The sequence below is a fragment of the Kocuria himachalensis genome, assembly GCF_054784195.1.
Window position 1 is genome coordinate 174965 of record NZ_BAAGPL010000001.1, and the last position, 18786, is coordinate 193750.

Below are 18786 nucleotides of genomic sequence, written 5' to 3' on the forward strand. Positions count from 1 at the left end.
TCCCCGTGCTGCCGACGGCCCGGGGGCGGCGCCAGGGGACGCCGTCAGTGGCCGTAGAAGAGGCGCTCGAAGACGGCCCGGGCCTTGCGGGTGGTGCGCAGGTAGTCCTCCTCGAGCCGGCCGGCGCAGCCGTGGGGGTACCCGCACCAGCGGGCCACCGCCTCGAGGTCGGCCCGCTTGGAGGGCAGGGCGTCGGAGCGGCGCCCGGTGCGCAGGACGTTGCCGTTGCGCACCGCCGTGGCCAGCCGCCACGCGGCGGACAGGGCCATGGCGTCCTCGGCGGTCACGAGACCAGCCTCCTCCGCGGCGTGCAGGGCGCGCAGGGTGCTCGTGGTCCGCAGCCCCGGGACGCGGTGCCCGTGCTGGAGCTGCAACGTCTGGACGAGCCACTCGACGTCCGAGAGTCCGCCCCGGCCCAGCTTCAGGTGCCGGGACGGGTCCGCGCCCCGCGGCATGCGCTCGTTCTCCACGCGGGCCTTCATGCGCCGGATCTCGAGCAGCTGGCGCTCGGCGAACTCCTCCGGGTAGCGGCGCGGGTCGACGACCCGCCGGAACGCGTCGGCCAGCTCGTCGCTGCCGGCGACGGGCAGCGCCCGGGTGAGCGCCTGGAACTCCCAGGTCTGCGCCCACCGGGCGTAGTACTCGGCGTAGGACTCGACGGAGCGCACCATGGGTCCCTGCTTGCCCTCGGGACGCAGGTCGTTGTCGATCTCCAGCACGCGCTCCGCCACGATGGGCGGTGAGCAGGGCGCCTTGAGCAGCTGCACCATCCGCTGCAGCAGGGCCTCGGCCTGCTCCCGGGCCGCCGTGGGGTCCGCGTCCCCCACCGGGGCGTAGACGTACATGACGTCGGCGTCGGAGCCGTAGCCGATCTCCCGCCCGCCCTGCCGGCCCATCGCGACGACGAGGACGTCGGCGAGCCGGCCGGCCCGGTCGTAGACCTCGCGCTCGGCCACGTGCAGGGCGCCCAGGATGCAGACCCGGTCGATGTCGGACAGGGCCTCCACGACCTGCTCGACGTCGAGCAGCCCGGAGGTGTCCGCGAGCGCCACGCGCAGCTCCTCGCGGCGGCGGACGAGCCGGATCATCCGCACGGCCTCCCCCGGGTCGGGGTGGCGGGCCATCTGCGCGCGGATCTCGCTCCACAGCGTCTCGAAGGACACGGGGCAGAGCTCGTCGTCCTGGCCGAGCCAGGCGGTGGCCTCCGGGGAGTTCTCCAGCAGGTCGGTGACGTACCGGGAGCTGGAGAGGATCTGGCACAACCGTTCGGCGGCGGCGTTCGAGTCGCGGAGCAGACGCAGGAACCAGGGGGTGGTCCCGAGGGACTCGGAGAGCCGCCGGAAGCCCAGCAGGCCCGCGTCGGCGTCGACGCCGTCGGCCAGCCAGGCGAGGAGCACGGGCAGCAGGGTGCGCAGGATCTCGGCCCGCCGACTGACGCCGCGGGTGAGCGCCTCGATGTGGCGCACGGCGGCCTTGGGGTCCCGGTAGCCGAGCGCGGCGAGCCGGTCCCGCACCGACTCGGCCGAGAGGCTGGTGTCGGTCTCGGGCAGGTGGGCGAGCGCCGCGAGCAGCGGCCGGTAGAAGATCCGCTCGTGCATTCCCCGCACGCTGCGCTTGACCCTGCGCCACTCCTCGAGCAGCGAGTCGGCGGACGGGCGGGCGGTGTCCGCGGCGCCGCGCAGCGACCGGGCGATGACCGTGAGCTCCCGCTCCCCGCGCGGCATGAGGTGGGTGCGGCGCAGGCGGAACAGCTGGATGCGGTGCTCCAGCAGACGCAGCCAGCGGTAGTGGGCCGAGAACTGCTCGCTGTCCCGGCGGCCGATGTAGCCGCCCTCGGAGAGCGCGGCCAGGGACTCGGTCGTGGCCTGCGTCCGGACCCGCTCGTCCGTGCGCCCGTGCACGAGCTGGAGGAGCTGGACGGTGAACTCGACGTCGCGCAGCCCGCCGGGGCCCAGCTTGATCTGGCGCTCGCCCTCGGCGGCCGGGATGTTGTCGGTGACCCGCCGGCGCATGGCCTGCACGGACTCGACGAAGCCCTCGCGCCCGGAGCTGCGCCACACGAACGGCTCGATGGCCTTCCGGTACGCCGCTCCGAGCTCCGGGTCACCGGCGACCGGCCGGGCCTTGAGCAGGGCCTGGAACTCCCAGGACTCGGCCCACCGCTCGTAGTAGCGCACGTGCGAGTCCAGGGTGCGCACGAGCGGCCCGTCCTTGCCCTCGGGTCGGAGGTTGGCGTCCACCTCCCACAGCGGGGGTTCCGCGCCGCGGGCCATGAGCGCCCGGGCGGTGCCCGTGGCGAGGGCCGTGGCGATGACGGTGGCCTCCGCCCCGTCCAGGGGTTCCGCGCCGTCCGGGTCCTCGACGGCCATGACGTGGACGACGTCGACGTCGGAGATGTAGTTGAGCTCCCGGGCACCGCACTTGCCCATCCCGATCACGGCGAGCCGCACCCGGTCGACGGTCTCGGGCGCCCAGGTCCCCGCGGCCTCCGCCCGGGAGACGGCGAGCGCCCCCTCGAGGGCCGCGGCGGCGAGGTCGGCCAGCTGGCGGCCCACCGCGGGCATGTGGTCGGCGGGGTAGAGGGCCCCGACGTCCCGGATGGCGATGCGCGCCAGCTCCCGCCGGTAGGACACGCGGAGGGCGCTGCAGGCGACGTCGCCGGTCTCCGCCGCCACCGGGGTGCGCGCGGCGGGATCGGCTCCGACCGCCGTCAGCAGCGCGTCGCGGAACTGCTCCCCCGGGATCTCCCCGGGCTCGGCGGCGGCGGGCTCCGCGAGCAGGTCCAGGTGCTCGGGGCGCCGGAGCAGGAACTCCCCCAGCGCCTCGGAGGCGCCCAGCAGCCGGAACATGGTCTCGGAGGCCTCCGGACCCGCGTTGATCCGCTCGGCGAGCTCCGGGGAGCCCTCGAGGAGCCGGACGGTGAGCTGCAGGGCGACGTCGGGCGACGCCGCCAGCGCCAGGCCCTCCAGCAGCCGGTCGAGGTCGACCTCCGCGAGCTCGGGGAAGGCGAGCCAGCGCTGGGCGTTGGCCGTGTCCGCGAAACCGACCTTGATGAGGCGGCCGGACGCGACGGGGTCCGCGGGGGCCGCCGACTGGGGAGGATGTGTCATGGGACGGTCCGTCCGGGGTCAGAGGATGCCGAGGTTGTTCTTGAGCTCGAAGTGCGTGACGACCCGGCGGTAGTCGTTCCAGTCGCGGCGCTTGTTGCGCAGGAAGTAGTCGTAGACCTGCTCCCCGAGCAGCTCGGCCATGAACTCCGACTCCTCGGTCTCCCGGATGGCGTCGTACAGGCTCGAGGGCAGCGGGTTGTGGCCGAGGGCGCGGCGCTCCGCGGAGCTCATCGCCGCGACGTCGTCCAGTTCCACGGGCGGGAGCTCGTACTCGTTCTCGATGCCCCGCAGCCCCGCGGCCAGCAGCGCGGCGTAGGAGAGGTAGGGATTCGTGGCGGAGTCGATGCCGCGGTACTCGATCCGTGCGGCCTGCACCTTGTCCGGCTTGGACAGGGGCACCCGCACGAGGGCGGAGCGGTTGTTGTGCCCCCAGGACTGGTAGGAGGGGGCCTCTCCCCCGCCCCAGAGCCGCTTGTAGGAGTTGACGAACTGGTTGGTCACGGACGTGAACTCGGGGGCGTGCCGCAGGATGCCGGCGATGAAGTGCCCGGCCGTGCGGGAAAGGCGGAACTCGGAGCCGGCCTCGAAGAAGGCGTTGGTGTCCCCCTCGAAGAGCGAGAAGTGCGTGTGCATCCCGGAGCCGGGGTGCTCCGTGAACGGCTTGGGCATGAAGGTCGCGTACAGGCCCTGCGAGAGCGCGACCTCCTTGATGACCGTGCGGAACGTCATGATGTTGTCGGCCGTCTGCAGGGCGTCGGCGTAGCGCAGGTCGATCTCGTTCTGCCCGGGGCCCGCCTCGTGGTGGGAGAACTCGACGGAGATCCCGACGGCCTCCAGCATGTTGACGGCCTTGCGTCGGAAGTCCTGCACCACGCCGCCCGGCACGTGGTCGAAGTACCCCTCGTGGTCCACGGGCGTCGGCTGGCCCTCGGCGTCGAGGTCCGCGGACTTCAGCAGGTAGAACTCGATCTCCGGCGCCGTGTAGCAGGTGAAGCCCATGTCCGAGGCCTTCTCCAGGACGCGCTTGAGCACCCCGCGCGGGTCCGAGGAGGAGGGCTCCCCGTCCGGGGTGAGGATGTTGCAGAACATCCGTGCGGTGGGCTCCGTCTCGCTGCGCCACGGCAGGATCTGGAACGTGGACGGGTCCGGCTGCAGGAGCATGTCCGCCTCGGAGACCCGGGACAGGCCCTCGATGGACGAGCCGTCGAAGCCGAGCCCCTCCTCGAAGGCGGCCTCGACCTCGGCGGGTGCCAGGGCCACCGACTTGAGGCTCCCGACGACGTCCGTGAACCACATGCGCACGAAGCGGACGTCGCGCTCCTCGATGGTCCTGAGGACGAACTCCTGCTGACGGTCCATGGTTGTCTTCCTCGTCTTCCTGCCCGGGCGTGCTGTGCCGACCGGGCACGCTTGCTGTCCCGCCCACTCTAACGCGCTGCCCCGCCGCGCCCGCCGGACGGGAACGGGCCCGGGCGGTGCGCCCGATAGGGTGGGGACATGACCCAGGAGACCCCTCGTCCGGCACCGGGCGCGCTGGACGTGCGCCGGGTGCGCACGCACCACCTGCGCGAGGCCAAGCGCCGTGCTGAGAAGTTCACGATGCTCACGTGCTACGACGCCCTGACCGCGGCGATCTTCGACGCGGCCGGCGTCGACTCGCTGCTGGTCGGGGACTCCGCCGGCAACAACGTCCTGGGCCACTCCAGCACCCTGCCCGTCACCGTGGAGGAGCTGCTGCCGATGTGCCGGGCCGTGTCCGGGGCCGTCGAGCGCGCCTTCGTGGTGGTGGACCTGCCCTTCGGCTCCTACGAGGCCTCCCCCGAGCAGGCGGTGGCCACCGCGGTGCGCTTCCTCAAGGAGGGCGGCGCGCACGCGGTGAAGCTCGAGGGCGGGGCGTGGTTCGCCCCCCACGTCCGGGCCATGGTCCAGGCGGGGGTGCCCGTCGTGGCGCACATCGGCTTCACCCCGCAGAGCGAGCACGCCCTGGGCGGGTACCGGGTGCAGGGCCGCGGCGACGCCGCGCGGACGCTCGTCGAGGACGCCCGTGCCCTCGAGGCCGCCGGGGCGTTCTGCCTGGTGATGGAGATGGTCCCGGCGGAGGCCGCCGCGGCCGTGGACGCCGCCCTGGAGATCCCGACCGTGGGCATCGGTGCCGGGCCCGCGACCACGGGCCAGGTGCTCGTGTGGCAGGACATGCTGGGACTGCGCCGCGGCCGGATGCCGCGCTTCGTCCGGCAGTACGCGGACCTCCACGGGGTGGTCTCCGACGCCGTGGGCCACTACGTCGAGGACGTGCGCTCGGGGACGTTCCCGGGCCCCGAGCACGGTTTCTGAGCCACCGGCCGCGACGCACCGCCCCGCCCGGCGGCGGTCCCGGCCCCGCGGGGCGCCGGGCCCGCGTCCGCTCAGCCATCCTCGAAGGCGCGGTCCTCCTCGTCCCACCGCCGGGTGCGCTCCGCGGCGAGCTTCAGCGCGTTCTGCGCCTCCTCGCGCGTGGCATAGGGCCCGAGCAGCTTGCGGTAGTCCGACTGCGGGCCCTCCTCGACCTGGTGGGTGTAGGTGTTGAACCAGAACTCGGCCATGACCTCTCCTCTCGGTGGCCGCCGGGCCCCGGCGACCGGGCCGGCCCCGTGCCCGGCGCGCTAGGGTAGATCCTAGGCCCGGACCGGCCCGGACGGGGCCGGCTCACCCGATCCAGGAGGTCCAGACTCCCGTGCCCACGCACAACCTCACCGCTCCCGCCCCCGGCGGGACCGCCCCCGTGGGGGCCCTCGCCCCCGGCTCCGTGACCCCCGGCCGGCGCGTGCCGGCGGCCATCCCCCGCCCCGAGTACGTGGGCCGGGCGGAGCCGGACGAGGGCCGCGGCGGCAACGTCTACACCCCGGACGAGATCGAGCTCATCCGCGAGGCGGGCCGGATCGCGGCGCGCGCCCTGCAGGAGGCCGGCCGGGCGGCCGTGCCCGGCACGACCACGGACGAGCTCGACCGGATCGCCCACGAGTACCTGTGCGACCACGGGGCCTACCCCTCGTGCCTGGGGTACCGGGGCTTCCCCAAGTCCATCTGCACGTCCCTCAACGAGGTGATCTGCCACGGCATCCCCGACTCCACGGTGCTGGAGGACGGCGACATCATCAACCTGGACGTCACGGCCTACAAGAACGGCTTCCACGGCGACACCAACCGGATGTTCCTGGTGGGCGAGGTCGACGAGCAGTCCCGCCTGCTGGTCGAGCGCACCGAGGAGGCCCTGAACCGGGCCGTCAAGGCGGTCCGCCCGGGCCGCGAGATCAATGTCATCGGCCGCGTCATCGAGAAGTACGCCCGGCGCTTCGGCTACGGCGTGGTGCGGGACTTCACGGGTCACGGGGTGGGCCGCGAGTTCCACTCCGGACTGATCGTCCCCCACTACGACGCCGCGCCGTCCTACTCCACCCTGATGGTCCCGGGCATGGTGTTCACGATCGAGCCCATGCTGACCCTGGGCACGATCCAGTGGGAGCAGTGGGACGACGACTGGACCGTGACCACCCGCGACCGGCGGCGCAGCGCGCAGTTCGAGCACACCATGGCCGTCACCGAGGACGGAGTGGACGTCCTCACAATTCCGTAGGCCCTGCCGTAGACTGCCCACACTTGACAGACCGCCCCGGCCCGCGAGAGGACCTCCCATGAGCCAGCCACAGACCACCGAACTTCCCGCGACCGTTCCCGCGGCCCACCGCCGAGCGATCGGCGTCGACTTCGGCGGCACCGGCACCAAGGGCGGGATCGTGGACCTCGACACGGGGGAGCTCGTCGGCACGCGCTTCCGCATCCCGACGCCGCAGCCTGCGACCCCCGAGGCGGTGGCGGAGACGGTCGCGCAGATCGTAGAGGAGCTTCAGGCCCGCCCCGACGCACCGGCTCCGGACTCCCCGGTCGGCATCGCGTTCCCGGCGATCATCAAGAACGGTGTCGCCCTGTCGGCGGCGAACATCGACAAGTCGTGGATCGGCACGGACGTGGACTCCCTCATGACGCGGCGGCTGGGCCGACCCGTGGAGGCCCTCAACGACGCCGACGCGGCGGGGCTGTCCGAGGCGGTGTACGGCGCCGGCCGGAGCGTCGGCGGACTCGTCATCGTGCTGACCCTGGGCACCGGCATCGGCTCGGCGCTCGTGCAGGACGGCCGGCTCGTCCCCAATGCCGAACTCGGTCACCTGGAGATCGACGGCTACGACGCCGAGACCCGGGCCTCGGCGGCGGCGCGGGAGCGCGAGGACATGCCCTGGAAGAAATGGGCCACCAAGCGGCTGCAGCCCTATTTCAGCCACGTCGAGTTCCTCTTCTCCCCCGACCTGTTCATCGTGGGCGGCGGGGTGTCGAAGAACCCGGACAAGTTCCTCCCCTACCTGGAGCTGCGGACGCCCATCAAGGTGGCGGAGCTGCGCAACAACGCGGGCATCGTCGGGGCCGCTCTGCGTGCCGACCTGCCGGTGTCCGCCCGCTGACGACCGACCACCCGGACGGCCCGACTCCCCGCGGCCCGTCCGGGTCGCCGTGACCCGCGACGCCGTCCCGCTCACGAAAAGGACCGTGCACCGACCTGATCCTGCGGTCGGTGCACGGTCCTTTTCGCACCCTAGGACACAAATAAACCCGCCGGGGGCCGCGGCTTCCCCTCCGCAGCCCCCGACGGGAGCCTGTTACGTAGCCCACTCTACGACTGCCGTCCGGGCTGCGGCAAGAGACACGCCGGGAGGCCGGCCATCAGCCGGCCGGGACGTCAGAGCAGCCGCGGCTGCGACACTCCCTCGAGGCCCTTGCCCCGCGGCCGGCGGCCGGTGCGCTTCCTGGCGGCCCCGATGGGCTCCACGGTGGCGGGGATGGTCTGCTGCCCGGTCTGCTCGGCCTGCTGCCTGCGCAGGAGGTCGATCGCCTCCTCGAAGTCCCCCAGTCCGTCGAAGGCCTGGTAGACGCTGGCGAAGCGCAGGTACGCCACGACGTCCAGCCGGCGCAGCGGGGCCAGGATCGCGAGCCCCACCTCGTGGGCCTCGATCTCCGCGGCGCCCAGCGCCCGGATCGTCTCCTCGACCTCCTGGGCGAGCATCGCGAGGTCGTCCTCGCTCACCGGCCTGCCCTGGCAGGCCTTGCGCACCCCGTTGACGATCTTCTGCCGGTCGAAGGGCTCGGTGACGCCCGAGCGCTTGATGACCGAGATGGTCGTGGTCTCGAGCGTGGTGAACCGCCGGCCGCACTCGGAGCACTGACGGCGGCGGCGGATCGCCGTCCCGTCGTCCGTGGTGCGGCTGTCGACGACGCGGGAGTCGGTGTGACGGCAGAACGGGCAGTGCACGGTCGGATCAGCTCCCGGTGCGGATCGTGATGGCCCGGCCGTGGGCGGGCAGGTCCTCGGAGCGCGCGACGGCCACGATGTCCTCCCCGATCCGGGCGAGGGCGTCCTGGGTGTACTCGACGATCTGCACGGCCTTCATGAACGCGGTGGTGGACAGGCCCTGGGCGTGCACCGCCGTCCCGCCCGTGGGCAGGACGTGGTTCGAGCCCGCCGCGTAGTCGCCGAGCGGGACGGGGCTGTAGGGGCCCAGGAAGATCGCCCCCGCGTTGCGCACGCGTGCGGCGACCTCCTGCGGGTCGGCGGTGTGGATCTCGAGGTGCTCGGCGGCGTAGGCGTCGGCCACGGCGATCGAGGCGTCGAGGTCGTCGGTGAGCACGATCCCGGACTGCGGCCCGGACAGGGCGGTGGTGATCCGCTCCCGGTGCTTCGCCTCGGGCACCTGGACGGCCAGTTCCGCGGCGACCCGCTCGGCGAGCCCCGGCGAGTGGGTGATCAGCACCGCGCCGGCCGCGGGGTCGTGCTCGGCCTGGGAGATCAGGTCGGCGGCCACGTAGGCCGGCACGGCCGTGTCGTCGGCCAGCACCGCGATCTCGGTGGTCCCCGCCTCGGCGTCCACGCCGACCACGGAACGGAGCAGACGCTTGGCCGTGGCGACGTAGACGTTGCCCGGACCGGTCACGGTGTCGACCGGCTCCAGGACGTCCTCGCCGTCCGTGACCCCGTGGGCCATGGCGGCCAGCGACTGGGCGCCGCCGATCGCCCAGACCTCGTCCACCCCGAGCAGCCCGGCGGCGGCGAGGATCGTGGGGTGCGGAAGACCGCCGAACTCCTTCTGCGGCGGGCTGCACAGCACCACCGAGCCGACCCCGGCCGCCTGGGCCGGGACGACGTTCATGACCACGGACGAGGGGTAGACGGCCAGCCCGCCGGGCACGTAGAGCCCCGCCCGGCGCAGGGGCGTCCACCGGTGCACGAGCACGGCGCCGGGCGCGACCTCGACACGGGCGTCGGCCGGCCGCTGCGCCTGCGCGAAGGCCCGGGTCCGCTCGATGGCGGTCTCGAGGCCCCGCCGCACGGCCGGGTCCAGCTCGTCGACGGCCCGGCGGATCTCCGCCGGGTCGACGCGCAGCCGGTCCTGCTCCACGCCGTCGAAGCGCTGCGCGTAGCGGCGCAGGGCGACGGCGCCCTCGGCGCGGACCGCGGCGATGATCTCCTCCACGGCCTGCTGCGCCGACGCGAGCGACGTGGAGCTCTGCCGGGGCACGGCCGCCCGCAGCTGGGACCAGGACAGGTGCCGGCCGCGCAGGTCGATCGTTCGCAGGACGGGAGTCGTGGTCGTCTCAGCAGTAGTCACGCTCTCCATGGTATTCCACCGCGACGCCCGGCCGGGTGCCGGGCCTTGCGCTCCGCCGCCCGGTGGGCTACACCTCCAGGCAGGTCGGGCCGAGCAGGACCTTGAGGTCCCCGAACAGCGCCGGTGACGGGTTCACCCGCAGGTCCGGACCCAGGCGCAGGACCTGCACCTTCTGGCGCGTCTCGAGGTGGATGCGCACCTCGGAGTCCCCGCGGTGGTTGCGCAGCACCGCGCCGATCTCCTTGACCGTCTCCTCCGTGGCGCGGAACTCGGGCAGGGCGATCAGCACGGGACCGCTGTGCCCGTCCGCCGAGAGCTCCGGCACGGTGAGCTCCTGCGCGGAGATCGTCACCGACCCGTCGTCCCGGCGCTGCAGCCGCCCCTTGATCACGCAGATGAGGTCCTCCGCGAGCACCCCTGCGATGGGGGCGTAGGCCTTGCCGAAGAACATGATCTCGATCGAGCCCGTCCGGTCCTCGAGCTCCACCCGGGCGTAGGCGTTGCCCGAGGTCTTGGCGATCCGCCGGGACAGGGACGTGATCATGCCCGCCACGGTCACCACGGCGCCGTCGGGCCTGCCGTCCTCGCCGAGCAGCGGCTGGATCGAGGTGTCGGCGTACTGGCCGAGCGCCTCGTCGAGGCCGCGCAGCGGGTGGTCGGAGACGTACAGGCCGAGCATCTCGCGCTCGAAGGCCAGCAGGTCCTTGCGCTCCCACTCGGGCACGTCCGGGACCGCGACGGTCAGCGAGGTCGTGGGGTCCTCGTCGTCCAGGCCCATGCCCCCGAAGAGGTCGAACTGTCCGGCCGCCTCCTGGCGCTTGACGGCCACCGTGGCGTCCACGGCCTCCTCGTGGCAGAGCACGAGCCCGCGCCGGGTGTGGCCCAGCCGGTCGAAGGCGCCCGCCTTGACCAGGGACTCGATGGTGCGCTTGTTGCAGACCACGGCGGGGACCTTCGCGAGGAAGTCGTTGAAGGAGGTGAAGGCGCCGTGCTCCTCTCGGGCCTCGACCATCGCGCTGACCACGTTCGCGCCCACGTTGCGCACCGCGCCCATCCCGAAGCGGATGTCGGTGCCCACCGGGGTGAAGTTCAGCGCGGACTCGTTGACGTCCGGGGGCAGCACGGTGATGCCCATCCGACGGCACTCCGTGAGGTACAGGGCGAGCTTGTCCTTGTCGTCGCCCACCGAGGTGAGCAGCGCGGCCATGTACTCGGCCGGGTAGTGCGCTTTGAGGTACGCCGTCCAGTAGGACACGAGGCCGTAGGCCGCGGAGTGGGCCTTGTTGAACGCGTAGTCCGAGAAGGGTAGCAGGATGTCCCACAGGGCCTTGATGGCGGCCTCGGAGTAGCCGCGCTCCACCATGCCGCCGTGGAAGCCCTCGTACTGCTTGTCCAGCTCCGACTTCTTCTTCTTGCCCATGGCGCGGCGGAGGATGTCGGCCTGGCCGAGCGAGAAGCCCGCGACCTTCTGGGCGATCGCCATGACCTGCTCCTGGTAGACGATCAGGCCGTAGGTCGTGTTGAGGATCTCCGCGAGCGGCTCCTCGAGCTCGGGGTGGATCGGGGTGATCTCCTGCTGGCCGGTCTTGCGCAGCGCGTAGTTGGTGTGCGAGTTCGCGCCCATGGGGCCGGGGCGGTAGAGCGCGATGACCGCGGAGATGTCCTCGAAGTTGTCGGGGCGCATGAGCTTGAGCAGCTGGCGCATGGGCCCGCCGTCGAGCTGGAACACCCCCAGGGTGTCGCCGCGGGCCAGCAGCTCGTAGGACTCGGCGTCGTCGAGCAGGAGGTTCTCCAGGTCGAGCACGAACCCGTCCTGGTTCAGGGTGATGTTCTCGATGGCGTCGGAGATGATCGTGAGGTTGCGCAGCCCCAGGAAGTCCATCTTGATCAGCCCGAGACCCTCGGACGTGGGGTAGTCGAACTGGGTGATGATCTGGCCGTCCTGCTCGCGGCGCATGATCGGGATGATGTCGATCAGCGGGTCCGAGGACATGATGACGCCGGCCGCGTGCACGCCCCACTGGCGCTTGAGCCCCTCCAGGCCCTCGGCGGTGTCGAAGATCTTCTTCGCCTCCGGGTCCTGGGCGAGGATCTCGCGCAGCTCGTCGGCCTCCCCGTACCGCTTGGCGCTCTCGTCGTAGACGTCCTTCAGCGAGATGCCCTTGCCCATGACGTCCGGCGGCATGGCCTTGGTGAGCTTCTCCCCCATCGAGAAGGGGTAGCCGAGCACGCGCGAGGAGTCCTTGAGGGCCTGCTTGGCCTTGATGGTCCCGTAGGTGACGATCATGGCCACGCGCTCGTCGCCGTACTTCTCGGTGACGTAGTGGATCACCTCGGAGCGGCGGCGGTCGTCGAAGTCGACGTCGAAGTCGGGCATGGACACGCGGTCCGGGTTGAGGAAGCGCTCGAAGATCAGCCCGTGCTCGAGCGGGTTCAGCTCGGTGATGCGCATGGCGTAGGCGACCATGGAGCCGGCACCGGAGCCGCGGCCGGGGCCCACCCGGATCCCGTTGTTCTTGGCCCAGTTGATGAAGTCGGCCACCACCAGGAAGTACCCGGGGAAGCCCATCTGCAGGATGATGCCCTTCTCGTAGTCCGCCTGGCGCTGCACGTCCTCGGGGATCCCGCCGGGGAAGCGGTGGTGCAGGCCCCGCTGGACCTCCTCGACGAACCAGGACTCCTCGTCGTGGCCCTCGGGGGTCGGGAAGCGGGGCATGTAGTTCGCGGAGGTGTCGAACTCGACGTTGCACCGCTCGGCGATCTCGAGGGTGTTGTCGCAGGCCTCGGGGAAGTCGCGGAAGAGCTCCCGCATCTCCGCGGGGGACTTCAGGTAGAACTCGTCGGCGTCGAACTTGAACCGCTTCGGGTCCGCCAGCGACGAGCCGGACTGCACGCACAGCAGCGCCGCGTGGGACTTCGCGTCCTCGGCGTGCGTGTAGTGCAGGTCGTTGGTGGCCACGAGCGGCAGCTGCAGGTCCTTGGCGAGCTTGAGCAGGTCGCCGGTGACCCGCTTCTCGATCCCCAGGCCGTGGTCCATGAGCTCGCAGTAGTAGTTCTCGGCGCCGAAGATGTCGCGGAACTCCGCCGCGGCCTGCCGGGCCTCCTGGTACTGGCCCAGCCGCAGCCGGGTCTGGACCTCGCCGGAGGGACAGCCCGTGGTCGCGATCAGGCCCTTGCCGTAGGTGTTCAGCAACTCACGGTCCATGCGCGGCTTGTAGAGCTGGCCCTCGAGGGAGGCCAGGGACGAGGCCCGGAACAGGTTCTGCATGCCCTGGGTGGTCTCGGCCAGCAGGGTCATGTGGGTGTAGGCGCCGCCGCCCGAGACGTCGTCGCGGCCGCCGTCGGCGAACTTCACGCGGGTGCGGTCGGAGCGGGCGGTGCCCGGCGTCAGGTAGGCCTCCACGCCGATGATGGGCTTGATCCCCGCGTTGCGGGCCTTGTTCCAGAAGTCGAAGGCCCCGAAGACGAAGCCGTGGTCGGTCGTCGCGAGGGAGGACATCCCCAGTTCGTGGCAGGCCTCGAAGAGGTCGTCGAGGCGTGCCGCACCGTCGAGCATGGAGTACTCGGTGTGCACGTGCAGGTGGGTGAAGCTGTTCTTGCCGGTCGCCGTCGTCACCCGACCAGTGTAGTGGCCCGCACCGACCGCTCGGCCCCGTCGCGACCGGCCCGCCGCGGGCGGCTCCCCCGGAGGAGACCGCACCGCAGGGTCAGGCGGACCGGCGCCGGTCCGGTCCGCAGGGTCAGGCGGGCCCGCCGTCGCGCAGCGTCTCGAGGGCGAAGGAGAGGTCCGGCGGGTACGGGCTCTCGTACTCGACGGGCTCCCCCGTCCCGGGGTGCTCGAAGCCCAGCCGCTTGGCGTGCAGCCACTGCCGGGTGAGCCCGAGGCCGGCCGACAGCGCGGGGTCCGCGCCGTAGGTGAGGTCCCCGCAGCAGGGGTGGCGCAGCGCGGAGAAGTGCACGCGGATCTGGTGGGTGCGGCCGGTCTCCAGGTGCACCTCGACGAGCGCCGCCCGGCCGAAGGCCTCCAGGACCTCGTAGTGGGTGATCGACGGGCGGCCGCCCTCGACCACGGCGAAGCGCCAGTCGTAGCCGGGGTGGCGCCCGATCGGCGCGTCGATCGTCCCGCGCAGGGGGTCCGGCAGGCCCTGCACCACGCTGTGGTAGACCTTCGTCACCGTCCGTTCCTTGAAGGCGCGCTTGAGCGCGGTGTACGCGCGCTCCGTGCGGGCCACGACCATCAGCCCGGACGTGCCGACGTCGAGCCGGTGCACCACGCCGGCCCGTTCGGGGGCGCCGGAGGTGCTCACGGTGACGCCCGCGCCCGCCAGCGCCCCGACCACGGTCGGTCCCTTCCACCCGGGCGAGGGGTGCGCGGCGACGCCCGGGGGCTTGTCGATCACCACGATGTCGTCGTCCAGGTGGACCACGCGGAAGTCCTCGACCAGCTGCGGCACGATCCGCGCCGGGTCCTCGGGGACGGGCACGTGCACGGTGAGCGTCTGCGAGGCCTCGACCCGGAAGGACTTGGCGACCGGCCGGTCGCGGTGCAGCACCCGACCCTCCGCGCAGAGCACGGCGGCCGCGGAGCGGGAGAGCCCCGTGAGGGCCGCCACGGCGGCGTCCGCGCGGTGGCCCTCCAGCTCGGGCGGCACGGTGAAGCGTTCCTGCACGTGCTCCTCGGACTCAGCCACGGGTGCCCTCCTCCTCCGGGGAGGCCTCGAGCCGCTCCCCGCCCGGGCCGCCCGAGCCCGTGCGGGTGCCGTCGAGCTCCCGGCCGAGCAGGGTCAGGAGCACCACGAGGGACACTCCCACGACCACCCCGCAGTCGGCGATGTTGAAGATCGCGAAGCGGGGCACGGCGATGAAGTCGACCACGTGCCCCACCCCGAAGCCCGGTTCCCGCAGGAGCCGGTCGGTCAGGTTGCCGAGGGCGCCGCCGAGGACGAGACCCAGGGCCAGGGCCCACGCGGCCGAGCGGACGCGGCGGAGGGTGAGCACGATGAGGACGGACACGACCACCATGACCACGGTGAAGACCCAGGTGATGTCCTCTCCCAGGGAGAACGCGGCGCCGGGGTTGCGGATGAACTGCCACGACAGCAGTCCCTCGACCACCGGCGTCCGCCGGCCGAGCTCCATGCTCGCGACGACCCACCACTTGGTGAGCTGGTCCGCGGCGTACACCAGCAGCGCGCCGGACGCGGCGAGGAGCAGGACGCCCCGCGGCACCCCGCGGTCGGGTGCGCCGGCGGGGACTTCGGGGGACTCGCTCATGCTCTCCTCGGGTGGCGGATCGGTCTGACGGGCCGCCCCGCGGGGCAGGGCGGCGGGGACTCCGGTCCCGTCCCATGGTGCCACGTCCCCCGGGAGTCTCCTGCCCGGGAGCGACCCCTCCAGGAGCGCGCCCGGCCGGAGCACCCGGCCGGGCGACGACGGAGGGACCGGCACGTGGCCGGTCCCTCCGCGGGTCGCGCGTCGTGGCCCGGTGGCTAGGCTTGCTCGATCCGGACCGCGCCGGTGGCGCCGTCCGCGGTCGGCGCGGGCTCGAGGGACGGGGTGGTGTCCAGGTCCTGCAACTGGTCCTGGATGTACGCCTTGAGGTTGGTGCGGTAGTCCTGCTCGAAGGAGCGCAGCCCCGCGACGCGGGCCTGCAGCTCGGCCTGCTCCTCCTGGAGGGCGGTGAGGGTCTCCTCGCGCGTGCGCTGGGCGTCCGTCACGAGCTCCTCGGCCCGGTCGCGGGCCTCGCCGATGATCCGGTCCCGCTCGGCCGTGCCCTCGGCGACGTACTCGTCGTGCAGCCTCTGTGCCATGGCCAGGACGCCGGCCGCGGACTGCGCCGCGCCGGAGGCGGGCGGGGTCCCTCCGGGGGCGGTCTCGGCGGCAGCCGTCTCCGGCAGCTCCGCCGCGGCGGGCGCCGTCTGCTCCACCGCGTCCCGCTGCGCACCGGTGGTGACCGGCGCGGGGGACTCGGCGCCGACGGTGTCCTCCGCGACCGGCAGGCCGGGCTCGGACACGGGCGACGGCGCGGATTCCTTGGGGGCAACGGGCTGCCCGGCGGCCTCGAGCTGCTGCTTGAGGTCCGTGTTCTCCTGGTTCAGGCGGCGCAGCTCCACGACGATCTCGTCGAGGAAGTCGTCGACCTCGTCCTGGTCGTAGCCCTCCCGGAACTTGGTGGGCTGGAACCGCTTGTTGATGACGTCTTCGGGCGTCAGAGCCATGAGTGCATTCCTTCGTGGGCGGAGCGCGGGCGCGGCCCGCGGCGGGGGATCCGTCCGACCGGGGCCGGGGCGGCGCGGTGGCCGGTGCCCGGTGGTCGTGCGGTTACAGCGTACAGGCCGGTCCTCGGCGGGCCGGGCCGGACCGGCACCGGGTCGCCCAGGCTCCGGACCGGCGTCAGGCCAGACCGGCATCGGATGAGACCGGCATCGGGTCGGACCAGCATCGGGTCAGACCAGCATCGAGCCGATGATGCCCTGGACGATGCTGACGGCGAAGATGAGGATGAGGAACCCGAGGTCCAGCGACACCCCGCCGAAGCGCAGGGGCGGCACGATCCGCCGCAGCCACCGCATCGGCGGGTCGGTGACGGTGTACACGGCCGAGGCCCCGACGAGGGCGGCCCCGCGGGGCCGCCAGTTGCGGGCGAACATCTGCACCCAGTCGAGCACGAGGCGCGCGAGCAGCGCGACGTACACGAGGTGCAGTGCCAGGTACAGCACGGAGAGCAACAGGTCCATCGGTCCGCCTCAGTCCTCCTGGTGGTCGTCGGTCTCGTCCTCGCCGCCGGCGGGGTGCCCGACGACCTCCACGTAGGACGGGGTGAGCAGGAAGACCTTGCCGGTGACCCGTTCGATGGAGCCGTGCAGGGCGAAGACCAGGCCGGCGGAGAAGTCCACCAGGCGCTTGGCCTCGGCGTCGCCCATGTCGCTGACGTTCATGATGACGGGCGTGCCCTCGCGGAAGGCCTCGCCGATGGACTTCGCGTCGTTGTAGGAGCGGGGGTGGACCGTGGTGATCGTGCGCAAGGTCGAGCTGTCCTCTCGAGAGCTGGAGGGGGCGCGTTTGATGGAGGTGACCGGCGCCCGGTACTCGGCCGACCGGCGGGGCACGGCCACCGCGGTGGACTCGTGGGCGCGGGCCTCGCGCGGCTCCTCGCGGACCGCGACGGCGGGCTGGTGCTCCTGGCGGGACGGCGTCGGCTCGTCGTAGTCCTCGTCCGTCTCGGCGAGGCCGAGATAGATCATGGTGCGGCGCAACGCTCCGGCCATGGTGCTCTCCTTGACTGTCTGTGCGGATATCGGCGGTGGGGGGAGTTCCGGGATCCTCGGACCGCCCTGCGCCCGTCGTGCTGCCCGGAACGCGGTACGGCCCTGGCCCCGCGGGGCCGTCCTCCAAGCTATCCTACGGGCGCCCGGGGGCCGAGGATATCGGAGCCGACGCGCACGTGCGTGGCCCCCCTGGCGACCGCCTCCTCGAGGTCCTGGCTCATGCCCGCGGACACGGCCGTGGCCTCCGGGAGGGACCGTCGCAGCTGCTGCGAGAGCTCCTGGAGGCGGTCGAAGGCGGGCCCCGGGGGCGCCCCCAGCGGGGCGACGGCCATGAGGCCCCCGGCCCGCAGTCCCTCGGTGCGGGCGATCTGCTCGGCGAGCTCCACGACGTCCTCGGGGCGGGCGCCGCCGCGGCGCTCCTCGGCGTCGAGGGACACCTGGACGAGGCACGTCAGGTCCTGGCCGGCGCACGGCCCGGGGGCCGCGTCCCCGGCCGCCACGGCCTCCCGGTGCCGCTGCACCGCCTTGCCGAGGGCCGTGACCAGGGAGGCCCGGTCCACGGAGTGCACCCACGACGCGTAGCGCACGACCGACTTCGCCTTGTTGGACTGGAGCTGTCCCACGAAGTGCCAGGTGAGGGGTCCGTCCACGAGGCCGGACACCTCCCGCGCCTTGACGGCGGCCTCCTGGTCCCGGTTCTCCCCGACGTCCCGGACGCCGAGCCGGTGCAGCCGGGCCACGTCAGCAGCCGGGAAGAACTTCGTCACGGCGACCAGCACGGGCTCCTCGGCCGCCCCGCCCTCCCGTACCGCGGCCGTGATCCGGGCGCGCACCCGGTCGAGGGACCGGGAGAGCTCCAGGGTCCGCGGATCGTCCCCGCCGGGGGCGGCGGTCCGGTCGGTGCTCACGCGACGTCCTCCCCACGGGGACCGGCGCGCCAGACGAGGCCGACGATGCGGCCGGAGCCGGGGTCCCGCCGGTGGGAGGACAGCTGCTCGTTCTCGAGGGTGCAGGAGGAGCCGGCCGCCGCCGGCTCGACGACGCCGACCCCGAGGGCGGACAGCCGCTCCGCGGCCCCGGCGCGCAGGTCGAGGGCCGGGGTGCCCCAGGACGTCGTGGCGGCCACCGCGGGGATCCGCTCCGCGGCCTCCCGGCGCATGGCGGCCGGCACCTCGTAGCAGCTCCCGCAGATCGAGGGACCGAGCCACGCGGACAGCCCGCGCGCGCCCCGGGCCCGCAGCTGCTCGACCGTGCGCTCGAGCACGCCGTCGAGCAGGCCGCGGCGCCCGGCGTGCGCCACGCCCGTGAGCGGGCCTCGCGGGCCCTCCCCGACGAGGACCACGGGCACGCAGTCGGCGACCATCACGGCCAGCGGCACGCCCGTGGCGGTGACCGCGGCGTCGGCGGTCGGCACGGCCGGCCGGTCGGCGCGGTCCGCGTCGGCGACGTCCGTGCCGTGCACCTGTTCGAGGAACACCAGGGAGCCGCCGGGGACGCCGATCGACCGCTCGAGCGCGGCGCGGCGGCCCCGCACCGCGTCCGCGTCGTCACCCGTGTGCAGCGCGAGGTTGCCCGCGCCGCGGTCCGTGAACGCCACCCGGACGCCCTGCCCGACGTCGTCCTGCCACCAGAACACCGGGTCCTCCTGTCGTGCCTCGTCGTGTCTCGTCCTGTTGCCGCCGGACCGGCGGCGGGGGTTAAAGCCCCCGGGGGGGG

General features: G+C 72.9%; 16 protein-coding genes. 3 read left to right on the top strand and 13 right to left on the bottom strand.

Going from position 1 to position 18786, the window contains the following annotated elements:
- Window positions 1–44: 44 nt before the first annotated feature.
- Window positions 45–3110: a bifunctional [glutamine synthetase] adenylyltransferase/[glutamine synthetase]-adenylyl-L-tyrosine phosphorylase gene (locus ACYVM4_RS00830; RefSeq protein WP_460667348.1), complete on the bottom strand. Its 3066-nt coding sequence runs from the start codon at window positions 3108–3110 to the stop codon at window positions 45–47.
- An 18-nt stretch (window positions 3111–3128) separates the two neighbouring features.
- Window positions 3129–4469: a type I glutamate--ammonia ligase gene (gene glnA / locus ACYVM4_RS00835; protein WP_368821201.1), complete on the bottom strand. Its 1341-nt coding sequence runs from the start codon at window positions 4467–4469 to the stop codon at window positions 3129–3131.
- 138 nt (window positions 4470–4607) lie between these two features.
- Here glnA and panB point away from each other — a divergent pair, with 138 nt between their 5' ends.
- Entirely contained in the window at window positions 4608–5444 is an 837-nt protein-coding gene (gene panB, locus ACYVM4_RS00840; RefSeq protein ID WP_460667349.1) for a 3-methyl-2-oxobutanoate hydroxymethyltransferase, read from the top strand.
- Window positions 5445–5515: 71 nt separating this feature from the next.
- Here the strand turns inward: panB and ACYVM4_RS00845 are convergent, their stop codons facing one another.
- Entirely contained in the window at window positions 5516–5692 is a 177-nt protein-coding gene (locus ACYVM4_RS00845; RefSeq protein ID WP_460667350.1) for an SPOR domain-containing protein, read from the bottom strand.
- Window positions 5693–5823: 131 nt separating this feature from the next.
- On the opposite strand from ACYVM4_RS00845, the gene map reads away from it, so the two are divergent.
- Both map and ppgK read left to right on the top strand, forming a co-directional pair.
- Window positions 5824–6723: a type I methionyl aminopeptidase gene (map, locus tag ACYVM4_RS00850; protein WP_460667351.1), complete on the top strand. Its 900-nt coding sequence runs from the start codon at window positions 5824–5826 to the stop codon at window positions 6721–6723.
- Between the two features lie 58 nt (window positions 6724–6781).
- Window positions 6782–7603, top strand: coding sequence for a polyphosphate--glucose phosphotransferase (ppgK, locus tag ACYVM4_RS00855; protein ID WP_368821197.1), 822 nt, complete (start codon window positions 6782–6784; stop codon window positions 7601–7603).
- 275 nt (window positions 7604–7878) lie between these two features.
- On the opposite strand, the gene nrdR is transcribed toward ppgK, so the two are convergent.
- From nrdR to ACYVM4_RS00905, 10 genes are all read right to left on the bottom strand, one after another.
- The gene (nrdR, locus tag ACYVM4_RS00860) at window positions 7879–8448 is read right to left on the bottom strand and encodes a transcriptional regulator NrdR (protein ID WP_133411691.1); all 570 of its coding nucleotides are present in this window, start codon (window positions 8446–8448) and stop codon (window positions 7879–7881) included.
- A 7-nt stretch (window positions 8449–8455) separates the two neighbouring features.
- Window positions 8456–9811, bottom strand: coding sequence for a histidinol dehydrogenase (gene hisD, locus ACYVM4_RS00865; protein ID WP_387610144.1), 1356 nt, complete (start codon window positions 9809–9811; stop codon window positions 8456–8458).
- A gap of 58 nt (window positions 9812–9869) precedes the next feature.
- Window positions 9870–13418, bottom strand: a complete 3549-nt coding sequence (dnaE, locus tag ACYVM4_RS00870) for a DNA polymerase III subunit alpha (RefSeq protein ID WP_368821195.1) — start codon at window positions 13416–13418, stop codon at window positions 9870–9872.
- A 124-nt stretch (window positions 13419–13542) separates the two neighbouring features.
- Window positions 13543–14493 carry an RluA family pseudouridine synthase gene (locus ACYVM4_RS00875; RefSeq protein WP_368821194.1) on the bottom strand — a complete coding sequence of 317 codons (951 nt, stop codon included), beginning with the start codon at window positions 14491–14493 and terminating at the stop codon, window positions 13543–13545.
- On the bottom strand, window positions 14486–15076 hold the full coding sequence (gene lspA, locus ACYVM4_RS00880; RefSeq protein WP_460667352.1) for a signal peptidase II: 591 nt from the start codon (window positions 15074–15076) through the stop codon (window positions 14486–14488). The genes ACYVM4_RS00875 and lspA overlap by 8 nt, the downstream gene beginning before the upstream one ends.
- Window positions 15077–15291: 215 nt before the next feature.
- Window positions 15292–16020 (bottom strand): DivIVA domain-containing protein, encoded by a 729-nt coding sequence (locus ACYVM4_RS00885; protein WP_460667353.1) that lies wholly within the window; start codon window positions 16018–16020, stop codon window positions 15292–15294.
- 228 nt (window positions 16021–16248) lie between these two features.
- A complete protein-coding gene (locus tag ACYVM4_RS00890) occupies window positions 16249–16539 on the bottom strand; it encodes a YggT family protein (protein ID WP_017833679.1) in 291 nt (96 codons plus the stop codon).
- Between the two features lie 9 nt (window positions 16540–16548).
- Entirely contained in the window at window positions 16549–17070 is a 522-nt protein-coding gene (locus ACYVM4_RS00895; protein ID WP_368821191.1) for a cell division protein SepF, read from the bottom strand.
- A gap of 128 nt (window positions 17071–17198) precedes the next feature.
- Complete coding sequence (locus ACYVM4_RS00900) at window positions 17199–17978, bottom strand: YggS family pyridoxal phosphate-dependent enzyme (protein WP_460667354.1); 780 nt, start codon at window positions 17976–17978, stop codon at window positions 17199–17201.
- Window positions 17975–18706: a purine nucleoside phosphorylase YfiH/LACC1 family protein gene (locus ACYVM4_RS00905; RefSeq protein WP_368821189.1), complete on the bottom strand. Its 732-nt coding sequence runs from the start codon at window positions 18704–18706 to the stop codon at window positions 17975–17977. Before ACYVM4_RS00905 ends, ACYVM4_RS00900 begins: the two co-directional genes overlap by 4 nt.
- Window positions 18707–18786: the final 80 nt, after the last annotated feature.